Source organism: Streptomyces sp. NPDC002092 (assembly GCF_053593775.1).
This window is the reverse complement of record NZ_JBSFDG010000005.1, coordinates 127,952-146,351: the sequence shown is the minus strand read 5'-3', so window position 1 is coordinate 146,351 and position 18,400 is coordinate 127,952. Positions and strand designations below refer to the sequence as shown.

Here is an 18,400-nt window from a genome sequence, read left to right as displayed (position 1 = left end):
GACACCATGACCGCTCCGCCCCCACGTGTCCGCAAAGCCGTCATCCCGGCCGCCGGACTGGGCACACGCTTCCTGCCCGCGACGAAGGCAACACCGAAGGAGATGCTGCCGATCGTCGACAAGCCCGCGATCCAGTACGTCGTCGAGGAAGCGGTCGCCGCCGGCCTGGATGACGTCCTCATGGTCACCGGCCGCGGAAAGCGCGCCCTTGAGGACCACTTCGACCGCAATGCCGAACTGGAGGCGGTCCTCACAGGCAAGGGCGACACCGCCCGGCTCGACCTGATCCGCGCCTCGACCGACCTCGCCACCGTCCACTACGTCCGCCAGGGCGACCCGCGGGGGCTGGGACACGCGGTGCTGTGCGCGGCGCCGCACGTCGGCGCCGAACCCTTCGCCGTGCTGCTCGGCGACGACCTGATCGACCCCGCCGATCCGCTCCTGTCGACCATGACCGCCGTACGGGAGGAACTCGGCGGCAGTGTGATCGCCCTGATGGACGTCGGGGCCGAGCACATCAACCGGTACGGCTGTGCGGCGGTCGAGTTCGCCGGACGGGACGGCCTCGTACGGGTGACCGACCTGGTCGAGAAACCCGAAGTCGGCGAGGCTCCCAGCACTCTCGCCGTCATAGGCCGCTATGTCCTCGACCCGGCCGTCTTCGAGGTCCTCGCCAAGACCGAACCCGGGCGCGGCGGCGAGATCCAACTCACCGACGCCCTGCGCACCATGGCGCGTGACCCCGAGATCGGCGGCCCGGTCCACGCGGTTGTCTTCACGGGCCACCGCTATGACACCGGCGACCGCGGCGAGTACCTGCGCGCCACCGTCCGGCTCGCCTGCCGACGCGAGGACGTCGGCCCGGAGTTCCGCAGCTGGCTGCAGACCTTCGTCGCCCGCGACCTGGCCGCGTAACCAACCCGTTTGTCCCAGACTTCGTTCGAGGAGGCGCCGTATCCCATGCCCGCCGACACCCGAGAGCTCGACTTCACTCGCGCCATGGCCCGTGTCCCGGGGCCCGTGGTCGTCACCACCACGGTCGACGAGACCGGCCGCCGCTGGGGATTCACCGCGAGTTCCTTCATCTCCCTGTCCCTGACTCCGCCCCTGGTGACGGTCAGCCTGGACAAGAACGCCAGTACGCACGCCGCCTTCGTCGCCGCCGACCACTTCATGGTCAACGTACTGGCCCATGACCAGTCCGATATCGCCCGGCGCTTTGCGACGTCGGGCATTGACCGGTTTGCCTCCGGCGACACGGTCCCGCTCGAACGGGGGCTGCCCGGCATTCCCGAGGCGGTGGCCCGGCTCGTGTGCCGCATGCACGATGTGGTGGACGGCGGTGACCACAGCATGCTCATCGGCCGAGTGCTGCACTGCGTCACCCCCGTCGACCGGGACGCTCTGGTGTACGTCGACCGCGGCTTCGTCAGCCCGGCCGGCTCCGCGCCCGAAGTGGCCCGTGCCCGCTGAAGCCGGGCCGGGTGGGGGAGCGCCGCGGCCGAGGATCGCGATCCTCGGGACGGCGCATCCCCATCTGCCCGACCACCTCCGCGCGCTCGCCGGGCGCGCGGAAGTGTGTGCCGTGCATCCCGGCCGGTACAGGCCCGATACCTGCCTTCGGCACGCCGGACTCTGTGGTGTGCCGCACGCCGCCGATGCGGCATCCGCGCTGGCGCACGCGCAGCTTGCCCTGGTGTGCTCCTCCACCGCCGAACACGCGGAACTGCTCGGGGCCGTAGCGCGGACGGGCACACCGGTCCTGGTGGAAAAGCCCCTCGCCGCCACCGCCGCGGAGACGGCCGAACTCGCGCGCACCCTCACCGCGGCCGGTGCCCGGGTGACATTGGCGATGTTCCTGCGGCGGGCTCCGTCGCTGCGCCGGGCCCGGGAGCTGCTGGCGGACGGGCGTCTGGGTCAACTCGTCGCGGGGGACGCCTGGTTCACTCATCCGGGCCTCCTGGACGGGCTCTTCGCCGACACCGGCGCGTCATGGATGCTCAGTCCGCCCTGGGGCAGCCGAGGCGCCTTCGCGGATCTGGGGATCCATCTCGTAGACCTGCTGCGCTGGCTGTGCCCCGAGGCTCCCCTGACGGTGCGCGCCGCCTCGCTTCGCCCCCTCCCGGCGGGCGGACCGGGGGATGCCGGGGGCACGGCGCTCCTGGACTGGGGCTCGACTCCCGTGGCCCTGCACGCGGGGTGGTCGTCACGCCCCGGCGGCATCCGCCTGCGTCTTGAGGGGACGCGGGGAACGCTCCAGGTGCACGGCGGTGATCTGACTCTGGTGCGGAAGGACGGAGTGCTGACGGAGACTCATCGGCCACCGGCTGCAGGTGATGCGATGGCCGCCTTTCTGGCCGGCTGGAGCCGACAGGACCAGGAGAGCGCGGCGTTGGCCGACGCGGTGGCGTGCGCACGTGTGCTGGAAGCGGTCGCCGAGGCCGCCTTGTGACGAGGGTTCAGGATCTCGTCCCCGACTCGTGCTTGGTCCGCCACGTCGTCTTCTTGGCCTGGTTCCCGCAGGTGTCCATGGAGCACCAGCGCCGGTTGCCCGGGCGGGACGTGTCAAGGAACCAGGCGGCGCAGGTCGGCCCGGCGCAGGCGCGGACCCGCTCCAGCGCCGGGGACGTCGCCAGGGTCAGCGCATCGCGGGCGATGTCGGCGAGAACCGCGCCGACCGGGTCGGCCGCGGTGTAGGTCAGGGTGCCGTGTCCGTCGAGCACCGGCACCGGTGGCGCCGCGCCGGCCGCCTGGTTCAGCCGGGCGCGGTCGTCCGCAGGGCATCCGGCGGGGCCGCTGTCGGAGCGGGCCGCAGTCAGGAGTGCGTGCACGGCCTCCCGTACCTCCCGCGCCCGGTGCAGCACGGCCTGAGACGGGACGGGGACGACGGTGCCGTCGGGATACGGGCCCAGCTGGACGACCCAGGCGGACAGTGCCTCGGGGGTGTCCAGCTCCTCGGTGGCACCGTCCAGGCCGCGCAGCCTCAGGGTGCGCATGAAGTCCAGGCAGAGCCGTCCGGAGCCACTGCGGAAGCGGAAGACCGGCGGTGCGGGAGAGACAGCCATACGAAACAGCCTACTGCGGAACCGGTTTTACTGGTACGTTGAAGGAACCGGTTAAACCGGTTCTAGGTGGCGATTCGTCACCTCCCCCTTCCGTCTCCTCTTTCCTCTCCTGCCCGAGGTGTGTGTCATGGCTCCAGGCGTTTCCTCCACTGCGCCGCCGGCGTTGAGCCGGCCCCTGATCCTGCTCCTCTCCGTCGCCTGCGGCATCGCGGTGGCCAACATCTACTTCCCCCAGGCCATCAGCCCGCTGATCGCCGACGACCTGCACGTGCGCCCCGCCTCCGCGGCCGTGGTCGTCACCTGCGCCCAGCTCGGCTACGCCGCGGGCATCTTCCTGCTGGTCCCCCTCGGCGACCGGCTCCGCCACCGCGGACTGGTCAGCACCCTTCTGCTGGTGACCTGCGCGGGGCTCGTGCTCGCCGGGACGGCCACCTCCCTGCCGGTCCTCGCCGTCGCCAGCGCCCTGGTCGGCCTGACCACGGTCGTGCCGCAGATCCTCATCCCCATGGCGGCCGGCCTGACCGACCCGGAGCGCCGTGGCGCGGTCACCGGAACCCTGCTCTCCGGCTTGATCGGCGGGATCCTGCTGGCTCGCACCTTCTCGGGCACCCTGGGCGAATGGCTGGGCTGGCGCGCCCCCTACCTCGTCGCCGCAGCCATGGTGCTGATCCTCACCCTCGCGCTGGCCACCGCCCTGCCGCACACAACGCCCAGCACCGACCAGCGCTACCCGGCGCTCCTGGCGGCCTCCCTGCACCTGCTGCGCACCGAACCGCTGCTGCGCCGCTCGTGCCAGTACCAGATCCTGGTGTTCGCCGCGTTCAGCGCCGCCTGGACCGCGCTCGCCCTGTTCATCACCGGCCCGCACTACGGCCTGGGAACCCCGGCGGTGGGGGTGCTCGCCCTGGTCGGCGCGGCCAGCATGTTCGCCACGCCCATCGCCGGCCGGCGCACCGACCGGCGCGGCCCCGACGCCGTGAACCTGGTGTGCATGCTGGGCGCCATCGCGGCGGGGGCGCTGCTGCTCACCGGTCGCCTGGGCGGCGCCGTCGGGCTGGTGGGCCTGGGCGCGGGGATGCTGCTGCTCGACGTGGCCATGCAGTCCGGTCAGGTCGCCAACCAGGCCCGCATCTTCGCCTTGCGACCGGAGGCCCGAGCCCGGCTCAACACCGCCTACATGACCTGCGCCTTCCTGGGCGGCAGCGCCGGTTCGTGGCTCGGGGTCCGCGCCTATTCCTCCTTCGGCTGGAACGGCGTGTGCGGTCTGGTCGCACTCCTGGCCGGTCTGGCCCTGCTCCGACACGTCCTGCGAAGCCGGGAGGTCACGGCCGACGCAGCCGCACTCCAGCCGGCGCCCGCAGGGAAGGACGGCGTGCCCGCCGGACGCTGAAGCACTCTCCTGCACCGCTCATCCGGGCCGCCCGTGACGGCCGGAACGGGCCCGGTTTCTGTCCCATGTCACCTGTCACCGCGGATGCACGGCGGCGTACGGCTGCCGTCGCATCTGCCGCCGCACATCGAAACGTCACTGCACACGGTAAGGAGTTGCCATGGCCGAGAGCCTCTGCCGGAAGAGCACGACCTGGGGTGTGACCACGACCACGGGTGCGGGCGCCCATGCCCGAGAGGCGGTCGCGAAGTGAGCCAGTGGGACTACGTGATCGTCGGGGCCGGCTCAGCGGGATGCGTGCTCGCCGACCGGCTCAGCGCGGACGGCTCAGCGCGGGTGCTGCTGATCGAGGCCGGTACGGGAACTCCCGAGACCCGCCCTGAAGTTCAGGTGCCGATTCTCTTCCCGCGCCTCTTCGGCTCAGACCTGGACTGGAACTTCGCGACGGTGCCGCAGCGCGGCCTCGCGGGTCGCACCATTCCGATCCCGCGCGGGAAGGCGGTCGGTGGCTCCTCAGTGATCAACGCGCAGTTGTGGACCCGCGGGCATCGAGCGGACTACGACGGCTGGGCCGAGACGGGGCTGGAGGGCTGGAGCCACGACGACCTCCAGCCCTACTTCGAACGGGCCGAGCAGCGGATCAGCCTGACCGGCCTGCGCTATCCCCTTCCGGTGACCCCGGCATTCGTCAACGCCTGCGCAAACCTGGGGCACGCCCCGGCGGCCGAGGTCCAGGAAGGCTACGCCCTGGCTCGCGCAACACACCGCGACGGCCTGCGGCACAGCTCGGCGGACGCCTACCTCGCTTCGGCCCGGGAACGGCCGAACCTCACCGTGCGGGCGGACACGCTCGTGCGCCGCGTGGTGTTCGAGGGCACGCACGCAGTCGGGATCGAGGTGGAAGCGGAGTCGGGAACCGAGACCGTCCGTGCAGAGCGCGAGGTGATCCTCGCGGCCGGAGCCGTGGGGAGCCCGCATCTGCTGCTGCTGTCAGGCGTGGGCCCCGCCGAGGAACTGTCCCGGCACGGTGTCCCGCTCGTACAGGACCTGCCCTCGGTGGGCCGCGAACTGACGGATCATCTACTCGTCCCGCTCGCCTTCGAGGCGCAGGGATTCTTCTCGCCCGGTGCGAACGCTTCGTCCGAGCAGATCACCCAGTACCTGCGGGACCGCCATGGCACCCTGGACTCGATCATCTCCGAGGCACTGCTGTTTCTGCGCACTCGAGACGAACTCGATGCTCCGGACATCGAAGTGGTCCACCTTGTGGTGCCTCTGGGCGAGCACCAGCGGCCTGCCGCACATGGACTGGCGCTGGGTGTGATCCTCCTGCGACCGCGCAGCCGCGGCACGATCACCCTGCGCAGCGCCGATCCGCACGACGCCCCCCTGATCGATCCCTGCTACCTGTCCGACGAGGCGGGAGACGACTTGGCGACGCTGGTGGCCGGCATACGCGCGGCACAACAGGTCATGCACCAGCCGGACTTCGCGCAATGGACGGGCAAACCCCTCACGGATGGAGCGTTGTCCGAGGAGACCGACGACATCACGGCCTACATCCGTACGACGGGAGGCAGCATCCACCACCTCGTGAGCACCTGCCGGATGGGTGTGGACGAGCACTCGGTCGTCGACCCGACGTTCGCGGTCAGGGGCCTGACGGGCCTGCGTGTGGTGGACGCCTCCACGATGCCGAGCATCGTACGGGCCCACACGCACGCTCCTGTGACCATGCTGGCCGAACGTGCCGCGGACGTACTCCTGGAACAGCGCTGACCAGGCCACTCCCACAGTCCCGGCTCTGATCCGCTCAGGGCCGGGATGCTCCTCCGGGCCGCGGAGCGAACCGACAGGCAGGGGGCACCTCCACCGGCGGGCACCGCCTCGGCGCGCCTGGCCGACCCCGGGCCGGCTCACCCCAACCCGGCCGCGCCCCAGAGGCCGACCCTCAGGTCACCCGCCGGTCCCTCGCGCCTCCACCCGTGAGCCCAGGACACCGGGCGGTGTCCTCGTCTCCCTGAGCCGCCCCGATCAGCAATCCCCCGGCTGGTCGGGGCCTCCCAGGCAGATCGCATCTCCCGCGCTGGGAAGACACCGCAACGGACCAGCCATGTTCCGGGTGCCTCACCCGGTACTCGAACCTGCGGCGCGGCCTCTGCCGGACAAATCCCGGATCAGGTATACCCGCCCGCTGACCTGCGGCGATGCCCAGTCAGGGCTGACCAATGGTTGGCGCCCCCGGCAGGACTCGAACCTGCGGCCAAGCGCTTAGAAGGCGCCTTGCGAGTCAAGATCACCTATGCCTGTGACCTGCACGAACGTCAGTCCTTGACGAATCGTCAAGGGAACTTCCCGAGATTTCGGGAAGCCGTGGGCGAAGCGACGACGCGATGTGGCCGTCCCTGCCGTTCGCTGGACAGCTGGCACAGCGTCGGCGCCAGCCGGGGCCGCAGTGCGACTGATCAGCCGCCACGATGCCGGCCACCGACCACGTCTTCCGGGCGAGAGCCCGGCGCCGGCCTCTCCGCGCTTCCAGTACGGAGGCACGCACGCAGCTGACGTACTCCTGGGAGCGGCTGCCTGGCCATACATCCTCGACGCCCTCGGCGGCAGAGTCTGACAACGACGGGACTCCTTGCGTCTTTGGTCGCCCGCGGCCCGCCGCCTTCACGGGCGGCGGGCCGTTGGTTGAGGTATGTGAGGTGGAGTCCCAGGCGTGCGAGGCCATGGGGGTAGCGCCAGATGGTGCCATCTGGTGCTACGTGACGCCATTCCGTGCCCGCTAGGGGCGTATGAGTGCGTCGGCGCCACCATGGCTCAGGTTGGTGCCGTCGTGTTTTCGCAGCGGGAACGGTGCTTCTTCGGGTGCGCGCTGTGTGGCGCCATTTGGGCTTGCCTGTGGCGCCAAGATGGTGCCATGATGGCATTATGGACCTCACTCCGTATGTCGACAACCTACGACGCGAACTCGCGGTAGCCGCAGAAGCCGGCGGGGAAGACGCCCGCGAACTGGCCGAGCGGCTCACCGCTCCGCTGGAGTCGGCGACTCGGCTGGCCATGCTCAACGTGCTCTCCGACGCGATGGACGAGATCACCCGCGAACTCGCCCCCGGCTCGGTCGATGTACGGCTGCGTGGACTGGACCCCGACTTCGTGGTGACGCTGCCGCCCACCGATGGCGATGTCCCCGCGGCGCCAACCGCGCCCGTCGAGCTTCTCAAGCCTCCGGCCGACGGCGACGAGGGCGGCACTGCCCGCGTCAACCTGCGGCTGCCGGCCCACCTCAAGACCCGCGCCGAGGAGGCTGCGAACCGTGAGGGCCTGTCGGTCAACGCGTGGCTTGTGCGGGCCGTGGCGGCTGCGGTCGACGGCGGCACTCAGCCTCGTACGACGGAGAAGACCCGCACCGTCGGACAGAGCTTCACGGGCTGGGTGCGCTAGCCACGCCCGCGCCCCACAGAAAAGCACGGCACCCACACCACGTCCCACCTGCGGGGACGACCCAAGACCCACGAGGACGGAACAGCCATGCCTTCTTTCGACACTCCCGAACCGATCTCGGTCAACGCCCACGTGGGCGCCGGTTCCATCCGGTTCACCGCGGCCGACCGCCTCGACACGGTCGTCGAAGTGCAGGCCCGTGACCCGAAGCGGGACAAGGACGTGAAGGCCGCCGAGCAGACCGAGGTCACCTACGCGAGCGGCGTTCTGACCGTCAGGACGAAGGAGCGACGCATGATCGGGTCCTCCGGCCTCGCCGACGTGACGGTCGAACTGCCCACAGGCTCACACGTCGAAATGACCGGCTCCTGGGCCCAGATGCTCGGCGAGGGCCGGCTCGGCGAGGTCCGCGTGAAGACCTCCACCGGTGACGTCCGCCTCGACACCACAGGGCCGCTGCAACTGACCGTGTCGCACGGCTCGATCACCGTGGACCGGGTCGAGGGCAAGGCCGAGATCACCACCAGCTCCGGCAACCTGCGCGTCGGCCGCGTCGACGGCCCCGCCGTAGTGAAGAACTCGCACGGCACCACGACCGTCGGCACAGTGACCGGTGAGCTGCGGGTGAACGGTGCCAACGGCGCCATGGACATCGCGCGCGCCGAGGCGTCGGTCACCGGTACCACGACCAACGGCTCCCTTCGCGTCGCCGAAGTCGCCCGTGGCGACGTTCAGTTGGAGACCTCCAACGGCTCCATCGAGATCGGCATCCGCGAGGGCACCGCCGCCTGGCTCGACGTCAGCTCCAACCGCGGGCAGGTGCGCAACTCGCTCACCGCGTCCGAGGCCCCTGAGCAGATCGAGGGCACCGTCAAGGTCCGCGCACGGACCAACTGGGGCAACATCGACGTTCGCCGCGCCAAGGGCTGAGCGACACATCCTCAACCAGCTCCGTCTCCCGCCCACTTCAGCCTTCGAACGGAGGGCGTCATGCCTTCATCTGTCATGCCCACATCCATTCGGGTCGACGGTCATCCGTCTCCTGCCGCTGTCTCCGCCGTGGGACTGCGCAAGTCGTACGGCGACAAGACCGTCCTCGACGGCATTGATCTGCGCATCCCGGCCGGGTCCGTTTTCGCTTTGCTCGGCCCGAACGGTGCCGGCAAGACCACCGCCGTCAAGATCCTTTCCACGCTCATCGCCGCTGACGGCGGACAGGCCCAGGTCGCGGGACACGACCTCGCCGCCGACCCGCAGGCCGTGCGTGCCGCGATCGGTGTCACCGGGCAGTTCTCCGCCGTCGACGGGCTGATCACCGGTGAGGAGAACATGCTTCTCATGGCAGACCTGCACCACCTCTCCAGGCGCGAGGGGCGGCGGGTGGCCGCCGATCTGCTGGAGCGTTTTGACCTCACGGAGGCGGCGAGGAAGCCCGCCTCCACCTACTCCGGCGGCATGAAGCGCCGCCTCGACATCGCCATGACGTTGGTCGGCAACCCGCGGATCATCTTCCTCGACGAGCCGACCACCGGCCTCGACCCGCGCGCCCGCCACAACATGTGGCAGATCATCCGCGAGCTCGTCTCCGACGGCGTCACGGTCTTCCTCACCACCCAGTACCTGGACGAGGCCGACGAACTCGCCGACCGTATCGCGGTGTTGAACGGCGGCAAGATCGTGGCCGAGGGAACCGCGGAGGAGCTGAAGCGGCTGATCCCCGGCGGGCACATCCGGCTCCGCTTCACCGACCCGGCCGTGTACCAGAGCGCTGCCTCCTCGTTGAGTGAGGCTGCCCAGGACGGCGAGGCCCTCACGCTCCAACTCCCCAGCGACGGCAGCCAGCGCGAACTGCGCTCCATCCTCGACTGGCTCGACGCCGCCGGCATCGAGGCATCCGAGCTGACCGTGCACACCCCTGATCTCGACGACGTCTTCTTCGCCCTGACCGGCGACGTCGAAATTCCCAACCAGCCCAAGGAGAACGCCCGATGAGCTCCCTCTCACTCGCCGTCCGCGACTCCTCCACCATGCTGCGGCGGAACCTGCTGCACGCCCGGCGCTATCCGTCCATGACGCTGAACCTGCTGCTCACGCCGGTCATGCTGTTGCTGCTCTTCGTCTACGTCTTCGGCGACACCATGAGCGCGGGCATCGGTGGCGGCGGCCCGGACCGCTCCGAGTACATCGCCTATCTCGTCCCGGGCCTGCTACTCATGACCATCGGCTCCACCACGATCGGCACCGCGGTCTCCGTCGCCATGGATATGTCAGAGGGCATCATCGCCCGGTTCCGCACGATGGCGATCCATCGCGGGTCGGTGCTCGTCGGGCACGTCATCGGCAGCGTGCTCCAGTCGGTCATCAGTGTTGTCCTGGTCGGAGCCGTCGGTGTGGCGATCGGGTTCCGCTCCACCGATGCAACGGCTCTGGAGTGGGGCGCGGCGTTCGGCCTGCTCCTGCTCTTCGCCCTGGCGCTCACCTGGATTGCGGTCGGCATGGGCCTGTCCAGCCCGAACCCGGAGGCTGCCAGCAACAACGCGATGCCGCTGATCTTCCTGCCGCTCATCTCCAGCACCTTTGTGCCGGTCCACGCCATGCCGGGCTGGTTCCAGCCGATCGCCGAGTACCAGCCCTTCACCCCCGCCATCGAAACCCTGCGCGGACTCCTTCTCGGCACCGAGATCGGCAACAACGGATGGATCGCCGTGGCCTGGTGCGTGGGCCTCGCGGCGCTCGGCTACCGCTGGTCGACCTCGAAGTTCAACAGCACCACCGGGAGCTGAGAGCGTTCTTCGGTTCGGTCGATCACGTACACACTCCACGGCGGGGGGCCCGAAGCACGCGGGCCCTCCGCTCGTGCGGGGTTCGCCAGCCGGAGGCATCAATCATCGGCGGCCTGCGCTTACGCCGGGAGCGGCCGTGAGGAGTCCAGCGCGTGTTCCGGCTCCACCCGTATTCGTCATTCGCCGCTGAGTTCCTCCAGCACCTCGGCGGCAGTGCTGTTTCCCCGGTCCGCCAGGCGCTGCAGCTCGCCGAGGTCTTCCTGTTCGACGGCGAGTTCGATGAGCTGGTCGGTTGCGGTGGAGTTTCCGGTCTCCGCGAGGCGTCGCAGCTCGTTCATGTCGCCCAGTTCAGCGGCTAGTTCGATCAACTCGTCGACGGCATCCGCGTCGCCCTGATCGGCGCGCTCGCGCAAAGCGGCCAGATCGGACTCGTAGGACTGGTCGTGTTCGGTCGTCATGGAACCTCTTCGTGGCCTTCGGGGCCGGGGCGGTGCCCCGGGCCGGGGTGGTGTCCTTCAGCGCTTTGCGCCGGTTTGTGGCAGCTTTCCGGAGGCGCGCAGTTTCTCGCGGTGCGCGTGCCATTCGTCCCGAAGTGCGGGCAGGCGTTCGGCGAGGAACTCCGCCAGCGCGACCATCTCTTCGAGTGGGGCTCGGCGCGTCGGTGCCGCGTCGGCGAGCAGGCTCAGTCCCTCCCGGAACAGTGCCGCGTGTTCCAGGTGGAGGGTGGCGTCGAAGTTCTGCGGCTGTCGCCCGGTCGGGTTAAGGCTCACCCGGTCCATCCGCTCACCGGCCGACCTGGCGCGTCGTGCCAGGTCGTAGCTCTCCAGCAGTTTGACCGCGCCTGTGATTGCGCTCCGGCTCGCCAGGAGTGCGTCACTCAGTTCGTCGATCGTCTGCTGGTCCGGATCGCAGACGAGCAGATAGCCGAGCAGGCGTCCGGCCATCGGCGGGAAGCCGTAATGGCGGGCGTAGAAGCGGCCGACGTGGTCGGCGAAGACCAGCTGGGCATCTTGAGGCACATCAGCAATCTAGCATTCATCATCGAGATGACACTTATTTCTGTCATCTCAGTCATGGGCGAGCTGCCTCAGGGGCAGGTGAGGCTGCTCTCTGGGTCAGGAAAGCCCAGATGCCCGAAGCACCGCCTGAACTGTCTCGTCGTCGATGTGCTGCCCCAGTCGCGCCATGACATCCGCTCCGAGGAGGAGCGTTCCGCCTTCCAGGGAGCGGCGGACGCCCGTGTCGAGTTCGTGCCAGAGCACAGGGTTGGCCGCGAGGACACGGGGGTCGAGTTCCAGACGGTGACCGTGGACGTCCCGCAGGACCAGGTGGGAGGAGACGCCGTCGTACTGCCGTACGGTCGTCAGGGCGTCTGTGTGGATCACTCGACGGCGCCAAGGGACGCGTACCGCCAGCCAGCCGGGGCCCGCACTCACCCGCGCCGGAAGCAGGATGGCGCATACGGCGGCCGACAGCGTGCCCCAGAGCAGGGCGCGGAGCGGCGTCAGGCTTCCCGCGTCCCAGTCGACCAGGACGCTCATGGCGCAGAAGACCAGGGCGCAGCCGACCGCGAGCCGGGCGCTGCCACTCCAGTGGCGGTCGCCGGCCGAGCCCGCCGATCCGCTCCGTCGCATGGCGCTGACGCTAGGCGCCGGGGTGGGCTCCGGCGACCGGCGCTAACGGGGCCTTAGCGCATACGGGCGAATCTTGACGGCATCCTGACGCGGTCGTCCGCGCCGTACTCAGCCGGTATGGACACGTGGCCGGCGGGCCCGGTCCGGTTCCGCCTCGCGCAGGACCTCGCGGGTGACCGGGGCGACCTCGCCCTGGCCGAAGAGGAAGAAGCGCAGGAAGTTGGCGAAGGGGCCGCCCTCGGTCCACTCGAAGTAGATGTGCGGGATGCAGCCGGTGGTGTCCCGGGCGTGGAGGGCGAGCGCGGCCAGGGCATTCGGGATGGAGGAGGACTCCAGGGTCAGGACGCGGTAACGGTCGTGCAGGACCTCCCCGCGCACCACCAGACCGGCCTCGAACTCGGACGGGTCGGTGACCGTGACCTCGACGAAGACGAAATCCTCCGCCTCGGGCATGTCGTTGTCGGCGCGGATCTGCTCGATCTTGTCGCGGTACTGAGCCTTGTCGCGTCGGCCGGGCTCGTTGGCGATGAATCGGATCTTCCGGCTGGCGATGTCCCGGATGAATCGTTCCGCCATGTCGTCCAGCGTCACGCTGGTGACGCGCAGCTCGAACGCGCGGGCCAGCCGGGACAGCAGGGAGACCAGGATGATGCCAACGATGAAGCAGGCACCGATCTTGACACCGTCCGGGCGTTCGAAGACGTTGGCCACCGTGACGTAGAGCAGGACCGCCGAGACGGCGGCGAAGCCGATGGTCCAGTTGCGCTGGCCCGCGCGCCGGGCGGCGATGGTCACCGCGATCGCGGCTGAGGACATCAGCACCAGCACGCCGGTGGCATAGGCGCCGCCCTGGGCGTCCACATTGGCGTCGAAGATCCACGTGACCAGGAAGCCGATCAGGGTAAAGACGATCACCATCGGGCGGACGGCGCGGGCCCAATGCGGGGCCATGCCGTAGCGAGGCAGGTAGCGCGGCATCAGGTTGAGCAGGCCGGCCATGGCCGAGGCGCCGGCGAACCAGAGGATGGCGATCGTCGAGACGTCGTACACCGTGCCGAAGGCGCCGCCCAAGTACTGGTGGGCCAGGTAGGCGAGTGCGCGTCCGTTGGCCGGGCCGCCTGTCTTGAACTCGTTCTCCGGGATGAGCACCGTGGTGATGAAGCTGGTGGCGATCAGGAAGACGCTCATGATCAGGGCGGCTGCCGTGAGGAGCTTCTTCGTGTCGCGGATGCGGCCCTTGGGGTTGTCCTCCGTGTCGCCCGGGTCGCCTTGGACGTGCGGCATGACCGCGACGCCGGTCTCGAAGCCGGACAAGCCCAGGGCCAGCTTCGGGAAGACCAGCAGGGAGACGCCGATCATGGCGAAGACGTTGCCGTGCTGGGTGGTCAGGGCGCTGGTCCAGTCGGTGACGACGTGCCCGGCGGTGACGACGTGCCAGAAGCCGACGGCCACGACGACGGTGTTCAGACCGAGGTAGGCCACCACCAGGGCGACCGCGACGCCGATGGCCTCCAGGAACCCCTTGAGGAAGACCGCGCCCAGCAGGGCGACCAGGATGAGCGTGATCAGCATCTGCTGACCGTGCAGGGCGCTGGTCAGGTGCGGGTTCTCGATTAGGTGGGTCGAGGCGTCGGCGGCTGACAGGGTGATGGTGATGAGGAAGTCGGTGGCGGCGAAGCCCAGCAGTGTCAGGACGAAGAGTTTGCCCTGCCAGAAGGAGAGCAGCCGCTCCAGCATCGCGATGGAACCCTCGCCGTGGGGGCTCTCCTCCGCCACGCGGCGGTACACCGGAAGCGCGCCCGCCAGGGTGACGACGACGAGGACGAGAGTGGCGATCGGGGAGAGCAGACCCGCTGCCAGGGCCGCGATACCTGGCTGGTAGCCGAGGGTGGAGAAGTAGTCGACGCCGGTCAGGCACATCACCCGATACCAGCGCTGGCCCTTGTGCGGAGGCTCGGGCTCGGCATGCGGCCCGGTGTGGCCGCCTTGCTTGCCCATGTCGGACAAACCCTCCAGCATCCATGTCCGCAAGCGGCTTTGCGGCGGGTGTTCGGTGGCGACCATCGACGTGCTCTCCAGATGTGCGGCTCAGCGTGGGGATCCGGCCATCACACGGACGGCGGAACCAGCGTAAGCAGAGAGTGACGCGTGGGCCCACGGGGATGTACTCCGGATGCGTCAAGATGGCGTTAAGAGCGGCCGGCGGTGCCCCCGGCAAGAGGGGGACACGGGGCCGCCGGGAGTGTGTGAGGGCTCAGCGGCTCGTGGCGATCGTCTGGCGGGCTGCGCGTATGCAGGTGTCGAGGGTTCGGTTGCGGTGTCGACGTCGTCATCCGTGTGGTCCGCCGTGGCCCGCAGGCGGAAGCGAGCCGCGTCGGAGGCGACCGGCTGCTCGACGAGGTAGGCGATGAGGTCGGAGCGGGCGATCCTTCGTCGTTCGGCGCGGGCACGCGTCGGGGCATGCCGACGGACTGGTCGGGTGTCGGGAAGAAGCACGCGGGCCCGTGCGGTGCCGGGAGCCGGCACCGCACGGTGGTGCGCGGGCGTCGGCGCGGGAAGACGACGGGACGCCGCACGCTGGTGCCTGTCTCGGGGACATGCACCTGGCCGCCGCGATCAGCGTTCGGATTGGGGACTCCGGAGCTGGTGAGGCCGTTGAACGCCCGGCCTCGGCGGACGACAAGAACCTATCCACGACGGACGGCCGAACAATCCTGTTCAGCACGGAATTTGCGGCCTTCATACGGGTCCGGCGCGAGCGGCGTCAAGGCCGCGTCAAACAAACCTGGTGCGTCGTCAGAGGGGCGTCAACGCCGCCCGCCAGTGGCCTGAACCGGTCGCAGACTGAATCGCAACGGGGGGACGGGCGACCGTCCGTGGCATGACGCGGGAGGGACCGTGACCCTTACGGCCGGTACATCGCACAGACCTCAGCCGGAGGCCGGTGCGCAGCCGTCGCAGCCGACGGTCACCCCTTCAGGGGCCGGCCCCGGACCGCGGCGTCGGGGGGCGTCGCGGACGGGCGGTCCGGAGGGCCGCCCCGGGCAGCAGGCCGTGGCCGCGTGGGCGGTTCTGCGCCGCCGCTACTGGGCCACCGTGCCCGCGCGGCTGCGCCTTCTGCGCGCAGCCACGGTCCTGCTCGCCGCCGCGCTGGGCCTGCTGCTGGCACTTGCCGGAGTGTCGGCCCTGGGCACCTGGAGCGGCGTCGCCGACCGCGATGCGCCCCGCACCACCAGCGCGGCCGACCTCAACCTCGCCCTGAACGACATGGATGCCCAGGCCGCCAACATCCTGCTGTCCAGCGGTGACGGCGGCAAGGGGCGAGCGGCGACCCCGTACGACAAGGCGCTCGGCTTCTACGGCGACGCCCGGCGCGAGATCGGGCACGAGCTGCGCACCCTCGCGGTCGCGGCGCAGGGCAACGGCGGCGACGAGAAGACCGTGGAGTCGCTCACCGACGACTTCGCCGAATACCAGGAACTCATCGGCCGGGCCCTGGAGAACGACGGGCACCGCGGCGGCAAGGCGGCCGCGCTCGTCGACTACCGCAAGGCCACCGACCTTCTTCAGCAGCAACTCCTACCAGCGGCACGGGCGTTGGTCGCCTCCAACGACAGCTCGTTCGACGCGGAGTACAGCTCGGCGCGCTCCGCTCTCTCCGGCCGGCTGGCCGCCGTCGTCGCGCTCGGCGCGCTGCTGCTGGCCGCGCTCGGGGCCCTCCAGTGGCACCTGGCCGGCAGCTTCCGGCGCATCCTCAACCCCGGCGTGCTGGCCGCCACGGTCTGCACCCTGCTCGCGGTGGTCCTCGGTTCTCAGATGCTGTCGGCCACCTCCGCCCATCTGCGCGGCGCCCGGCGTGACGCCTTCGACTCCGTCGTGGCCCTCTCCCGAGCCCGCGCCATCGCCTACGACGCCAACGCCGACGAGAGCCGCTACCTCCTCGATCCGCAGCGACGCGACCAGTACGCCACGTCCTTCCTCGCCAAGTCGCAGGCGCTGTACGGCCTCAAGGACGCGACCTTGCCGACGTACGACTCCGAACTCGCCACCACCTGGCAGGCATACGAGTCCGACCACCGCGACCTGCGCTTCACCGGCGAGTTCCGCCGCGAGCTGGACAACATCACCTTCCCGGGGGAGCGGGCTGCGGCCCAGCAAACAGTCCAGACGTACGCCGTCTACCAGCGCGACGACCGCACGATCCGCGCGCTGCTGGCCGACGGCAAGGAGAGCCAGGCGGTCGCCTTCTGCATCAGCTGGCAGCCGGGGATGTCCAACGCGCACTTCGGGGCGTGGATGGCCGCGCTGGGCAAGGTGACCGACATCAACCGCGCCCAATTCACGGGCTCGGTCGACGCGGGCCGTTCCACGATCAACGGCCTGTTGCCCTGGACGGTCGGGCTGCTGCTCGCCGCCGCCACTCTCACGGCCCTCGGATTGCGGCCCAGGCTGGCCGAGTTCCGCTAGGAGTCCGCCAGCCGGGCCTCCTCCAGATCCAGGGAGCGCTGCAGTCGGCGGCGCGTGGTGTCGCTGATGGCGTGGGAGTCGTAAAGGCGCTGTAGTTCGACCGTCTCGACGGCGATCAGGTCGCGGCGCAGCTGGCGGTAGACGAGGTCGGCCGACTCTGTGGCCGCTGCGGTGCCGTTCTGTTCCGTGAGGCGGTCACGGGCATCCTCCAGGCGGGCTGACAGGCCGCGGCGCAGCCGGTCGAGGACTGCGTCCGACACGACCTCCAGCTCCGCGAGTTCCTCCAGCCGGGCCAGGCCGGCGTGGGCCAGGCGGGAGCGGGCCTCGGCCTCCTCGCGCGCGGTGTGGGCGGGTTCCAGGGCGATGCCGGAGCGGCGGACGACCGGGGCGAGGGTGAAGCCCTGCACGACGAGGGTGACGACCACGACCGATGTGGTCAGGACGAGGACGAGCGGCCGATCGGCGAGCGCGGTACCGTCCTTTGCGATCTCCGGGATGGACAGGGCGGCCGCCAGCGGCATCACGCCCCGGGTGCCCGCCCAGGTCAGCACCACCGGGATCCGCCAGTTCATGCGGCTGATGCCGCCCTTGCGCTGTACCACCGCGGACAGCGGCGCCAGCCACAGCATGCGGACGGCGATAAGTGTGACGGCGACGGCGAGCGCGTACAGCGGCCAGACCCGGTCGCCGTCGGCCAGCGCCCGCACTTGCGCAGGCAGGGCGAGGCCGATCAGGCTGAACACCACGCTCTCCAGCAAAAACACCACCGTGCCGTACACGGCGTGCAGTTGGAGGCGTATGCGCGCGTTCGTGAGGCGGTCGCCCCGGCCGCCGAGGACCACGCCGGCCACCACGCACGAGGTCACGCCGGAGGTGTGCGCGGCCTCCGCGAGCAGGTAGGCGGCGTACGGGGTGACCAGGGCGATCACGGTCTCCAGGACCGGGTCCTCGGTGCGTCGCCGGATCAGGGCGATCAGGCCGGCCACCGCGGCACCGATCAGCGTGCCGCCGCCGGCCAGCAGGAGGAACTCGCCGCCTGCCGCACCCCAGTTCGCCGCCGCCGAGGCGACGGCGATGCCCGCCGCGACCCGGACCAGCACCAGCGAGGTCGCGTCGTTGAAGAGGCTCTCCGCCTGGACGAGGACCTGGACCTTCGGCGGCAGGGCGAGCCGTCTGCCCAGGGCGGTGACCGCGACGGGGTCGGTGCTGGCCAGGATCGCGCCCAGCACGAACGCCATCTGCCACGACAGGGGTGTCACCAGAGCCGCTACCGCGCCCACGGCCGCAGCGGAGGCGAGGACGAGGCCGATGGCGAGTATGCCGACCGGCTTCCACACCGCGTGCAGCTCACGCCAGGGCATCTCCTCGGCGGAGGCGTACAGCAGCGGCGGCAGCACGACGAGGCCGATGATCTCGGGGCTGATCTCGATCTGCGGGGTGCCCGGCAGCAGCGCCACGCCGAGGCCGGCGAGCACAAGGAGGGAAGGCGCGGGAATGCGCCACCGGCGGGCGAAGGTCGCCACCACCGTGGCGAGGACCACGAGGGCGAGAACCGTCCCTACTCCGCGCATGCCGTCCCCCTGGGGCCCTTGAACGGGAGCCACCATGGCTCCCGGC

16 protein-coding genes are annotated in these 18,400 nt (G+C 70.1%); 10 read left to right on the top strand and 6 right to left on the bottom strand.

Translation table 11 applies throughout. From position 1 onward, the window contains the following. The first annotated feature begins 6 nt into the window (after positions 1–6). From galU to ACWCRD_RS13230, 3 genes are read left to right on the top strand one after another with little or no spacing between them, the layout of a single operon-like run. Positions 7–915 (top strand): UTP--glucose-1-phosphate uridylyltransferase GalU, encoded by a 909-nt coding sequence (gene galU / locus ACWCRD_RS13240; protein WP_450965962.1) that lies wholly within the window; start codon positions 7–9, stop codon positions 913–915. A 9-nt stretch (positions 916–924) separates the two neighbouring features. After that, positions 925–1,473: a flavin reductase family protein gene (locus ACWCRD_RS13235; protein WP_450965961.1), complete on the top strand. Its 549-nt coding sequence runs from the start codon at positions 925–927 to the stop codon at positions 1,471–1,473. Continuing rightward, a complete protein-coding gene (locus ACWCRD_RS13230) occupies positions 1,463–2,452 on the top strand; it encodes a Gfo/Idh/MocA family protein (RefSeq protein WP_450965960.1) in 990 nt (329 codons plus the stop codon). The genes ACWCRD_RS13235 and ACWCRD_RS13230 overlap by 11 nt, the downstream gene beginning before the upstream one ends. Positions 2,453–2,459: 7 nt before the next feature. Here the strand turns inward: ACWCRD_RS13230 and ACWCRD_RS13225 are convergent, their stop codons facing one another. Then, a complete protein-coding gene (locus tag ACWCRD_RS13225; protein WP_450965959.1) occupies positions 2,460–3,065 on the bottom strand; it encodes a CGNR zinc finger domain-containing protein in 606 nt (201 codons plus the stop codon). 127 nt (positions 3,066–3,192) lie between these two features. On the opposite strand from ACWCRD_RS13225, the gene ACWCRD_RS13220 reads away from it, so the two are divergent. The 6 genes from ACWCRD_RS13220 to ACWCRD_RS13195 all read left to right on the top strand — a co-directional run bounded on the left by ACWCRD_RS13220 (position 3,193) and on the right by ACWCRD_RS13195 (position 10,682). After that, a complete protein-coding gene (locus ACWCRD_RS13220; RefSeq protein ID WP_450965958.1) occupies positions 3,193–4,455 on the top strand; it encodes an MFS transporter in 1,263 nt (420 codons plus the stop codon). Positions 4,456–4,704: 249 nt separating this feature from the next. Next, positions 4,705–6,234, top strand: a complete 1,530-nt coding sequence (locus ACWCRD_RS13215; RefSeq protein WP_450965957.1) for a GMC family oxidoreductase — start codon at positions 4,705–4,707, stop codon at positions 6,232–6,234. 1,152 nt (positions 6,235–7,386) lie between these two features. Continuing rightward, positions 7,387–7,899, top strand: coding sequence for a hypothetical protein (locus ACWCRD_RS13210; protein WP_450965956.1), 513 nt, complete (start codon positions 7,387–7,389; stop codon positions 7,897–7,899). A gap of 87 nt (positions 7,900–7,986) precedes the next feature. Then, on the top strand, positions 7,987–8,829 hold the full coding sequence (locus tag ACWCRD_RS13205) for a DUF4097 family beta strand repeat-containing protein (RefSeq protein WP_450965955.1): 843 nt from the start codon (positions 7,987–7,989) through the stop codon (positions 8,827–8,829). Positions 8,830–8,889: 60 nt separating this feature from the next. Then, positions 8,890–9,891: an ATP-binding cassette domain-containing protein gene (locus tag ACWCRD_RS13200; protein ID WP_450965954.1), complete on the top strand. Its 1,002-nt coding sequence runs from the start codon at positions 8,890–8,892 to the stop codon at positions 9,889–9,891. Next, on the top strand, positions 9,888–10,682 hold the full coding sequence (locus ACWCRD_RS13195) for an ABC transporter permease (protein ID WP_450965953.1): 795 nt from the start codon (positions 9,888–9,890) through the stop codon (positions 10,680–10,682). The genes ACWCRD_RS13200 and ACWCRD_RS13195 overlap by 4 nt, the downstream gene beginning before the upstream one ends. 176 nt (positions 10,683–10,858) lie before the next feature. On the opposite strand, the gene ACWCRD_RS13190 is transcribed toward ACWCRD_RS13195, so the two are convergent. From ACWCRD_RS13190 to ACWCRD_RS13175, 4 genes are all read right to left on the bottom strand, one after another. Next, positions 10,859–11,140, bottom strand: coding sequence for a hypothetical protein (locus ACWCRD_RS13190; protein ID WP_450965952.1), 282 nt, complete (start codon positions 11,138–11,140; stop codon positions 10,859–10,861). 57 nt (positions 11,141–11,197) lie between these two features. Next, positions 11,198–11,701: a GbsR/MarR family transcriptional regulator gene (locus tag ACWCRD_RS13185; RefSeq protein ID WP_450965951.1), complete on the bottom strand. Its 504-nt coding sequence runs from the start codon at positions 11,699–11,701 to the stop codon at positions 11,198–11,200. Between the two features lie 96 nt (positions 11,702–11,797). Then, the gene (locus tag ACWCRD_RS13180; RefSeq protein ID WP_450965950.1) at positions 11,798–12,316 is read right to left on the bottom strand and encodes a hypothetical protein; all 519 of its coding nucleotides are present in this window, start codon (positions 12,314–12,316) and stop codon (positions 11,798–11,800) included. Positions 12,317–12,424: 108 nt separating this feature from the next. Beyond that, positions 12,425–14,380: an amino acid transporter gene (locus ACWCRD_RS13175; RefSeq protein ID WP_450965949.1), complete on the bottom strand. Its 1,956-nt coding sequence runs from the start codon at positions 14,378–14,380 to the stop codon at positions 12,425–12,427. A gap of 990 nt (positions 14,381–15,370) precedes the next feature. Here ACWCRD_RS13175 and ACWCRD_RS13170 point away from each other — a divergent pair. Further along, positions 15,371–16,783 (top strand): hypothetical protein, encoded by a 1,413-nt coding sequence (locus ACWCRD_RS13170; RefSeq protein ID WP_450965948.1) that lies wholly within the window; start codon positions 15,371–15,373, stop codon positions 16,781–16,783. On the opposite strand, the gene ACWCRD_RS13165 is transcribed toward ACWCRD_RS13170, so the two are convergent. Next, a complete protein-coding gene (locus tag ACWCRD_RS13165; RefSeq protein ID WP_450965947.1) occupies positions 16,780–18,354 on the bottom strand; it encodes a Na+/H+ antiporter in 1,575 nt (524 codons plus the stop codon). The two genes, ACWCRD_RS13170 and ACWCRD_RS13165, sit on opposite strands and share 4 nt — an antisense overlap. Positions 18,355–18,400: the final 46 nt, after the last annotated feature.

What these genes read in the sequence shown, in the direction of transcription:
- ACWCRD_RS13225 (WP_450965959.1), bottom strand. Translation starts at nt 3,065, where the DNA reads ATGGCTGTCTCTCCCGCACCGCCGGTCTTCCGCTTCCGCAGTGGCTCC.
- ACWCRD_RS13200 (WP_450965954.1), top strand. Translation starts at nt 8,890, where the DNA reads ATGCCTTCATCTGTCATGCCCACATCCATTCGGGTCGACGGTCATCCG.
- ACWCRD_RS13165 (WP_450965947.1), bottom strand. Translation starts at nt 18,354, where the DNA reads ATGCGCGGAGTAGGGACGGTTCTCGCCCTCGTGGTCCTCGCCACGGTG.
- ACWCRD_RS13195 (WP_450965953.1), top strand. Translation starts at nt 9,888, where the DNA reads ATGAGCTCCCTCTCACTCGCCGTCCGCGACTCCTCCACCATGCTGCGG.
- ACWCRD_RS13180 (WP_450965950.1), bottom strand. Translation starts at nt 12,316, where the DNA reads ATGCGACGGAGCGGATCGGCGGGCTCGGCCGGCGACCGCCACTGGAGT.
- ACWCRD_RS13205 (WP_450965955.1), top strand. Translation starts at nt 7,987, where the DNA reads ATGCCTTCTTTCGACACTCCCGAACCGATCTCGGTCAACGCCCACGTG.
- ACWCRD_RS13220 (WP_450965958.1), top strand. Translation starts at nt 3,193, where the DNA reads ATGGCTCCAGGCGTTTCCTCCACTGCGCCGCCGGCGTTGAGCCGGCCC.
- galU (WP_450965962.1), top strand. Translation starts at nt 7, where the DNA reads ATGACCGCTCCGCCCCCACGTGTCCGCAAAGCCGTCATCCCGGCCGCC.
- ACWCRD_RS13210 (WP_450965956.1), top strand. Translation starts at nt 7,387, where the DNA reads ATGGACCTCACTCCGTATGTCGACAACCTACGACGCGAACTCGCGGTA.
- ACWCRD_RS13190 (WP_450965952.1), bottom strand. Translation starts at nt 11,140, where the DNA reads ATGACGACCGAACACGACCAGTCCTACGAGTCCGATCTGGCCGCTTTG.
- ACWCRD_RS13175 (WP_450965949.1), bottom strand. Translation starts at nt 14,380, where the DNA reads ATGGTCGCCACCGAACACCCGCCGCAAAGCCGCTTGCGGACATGGATG.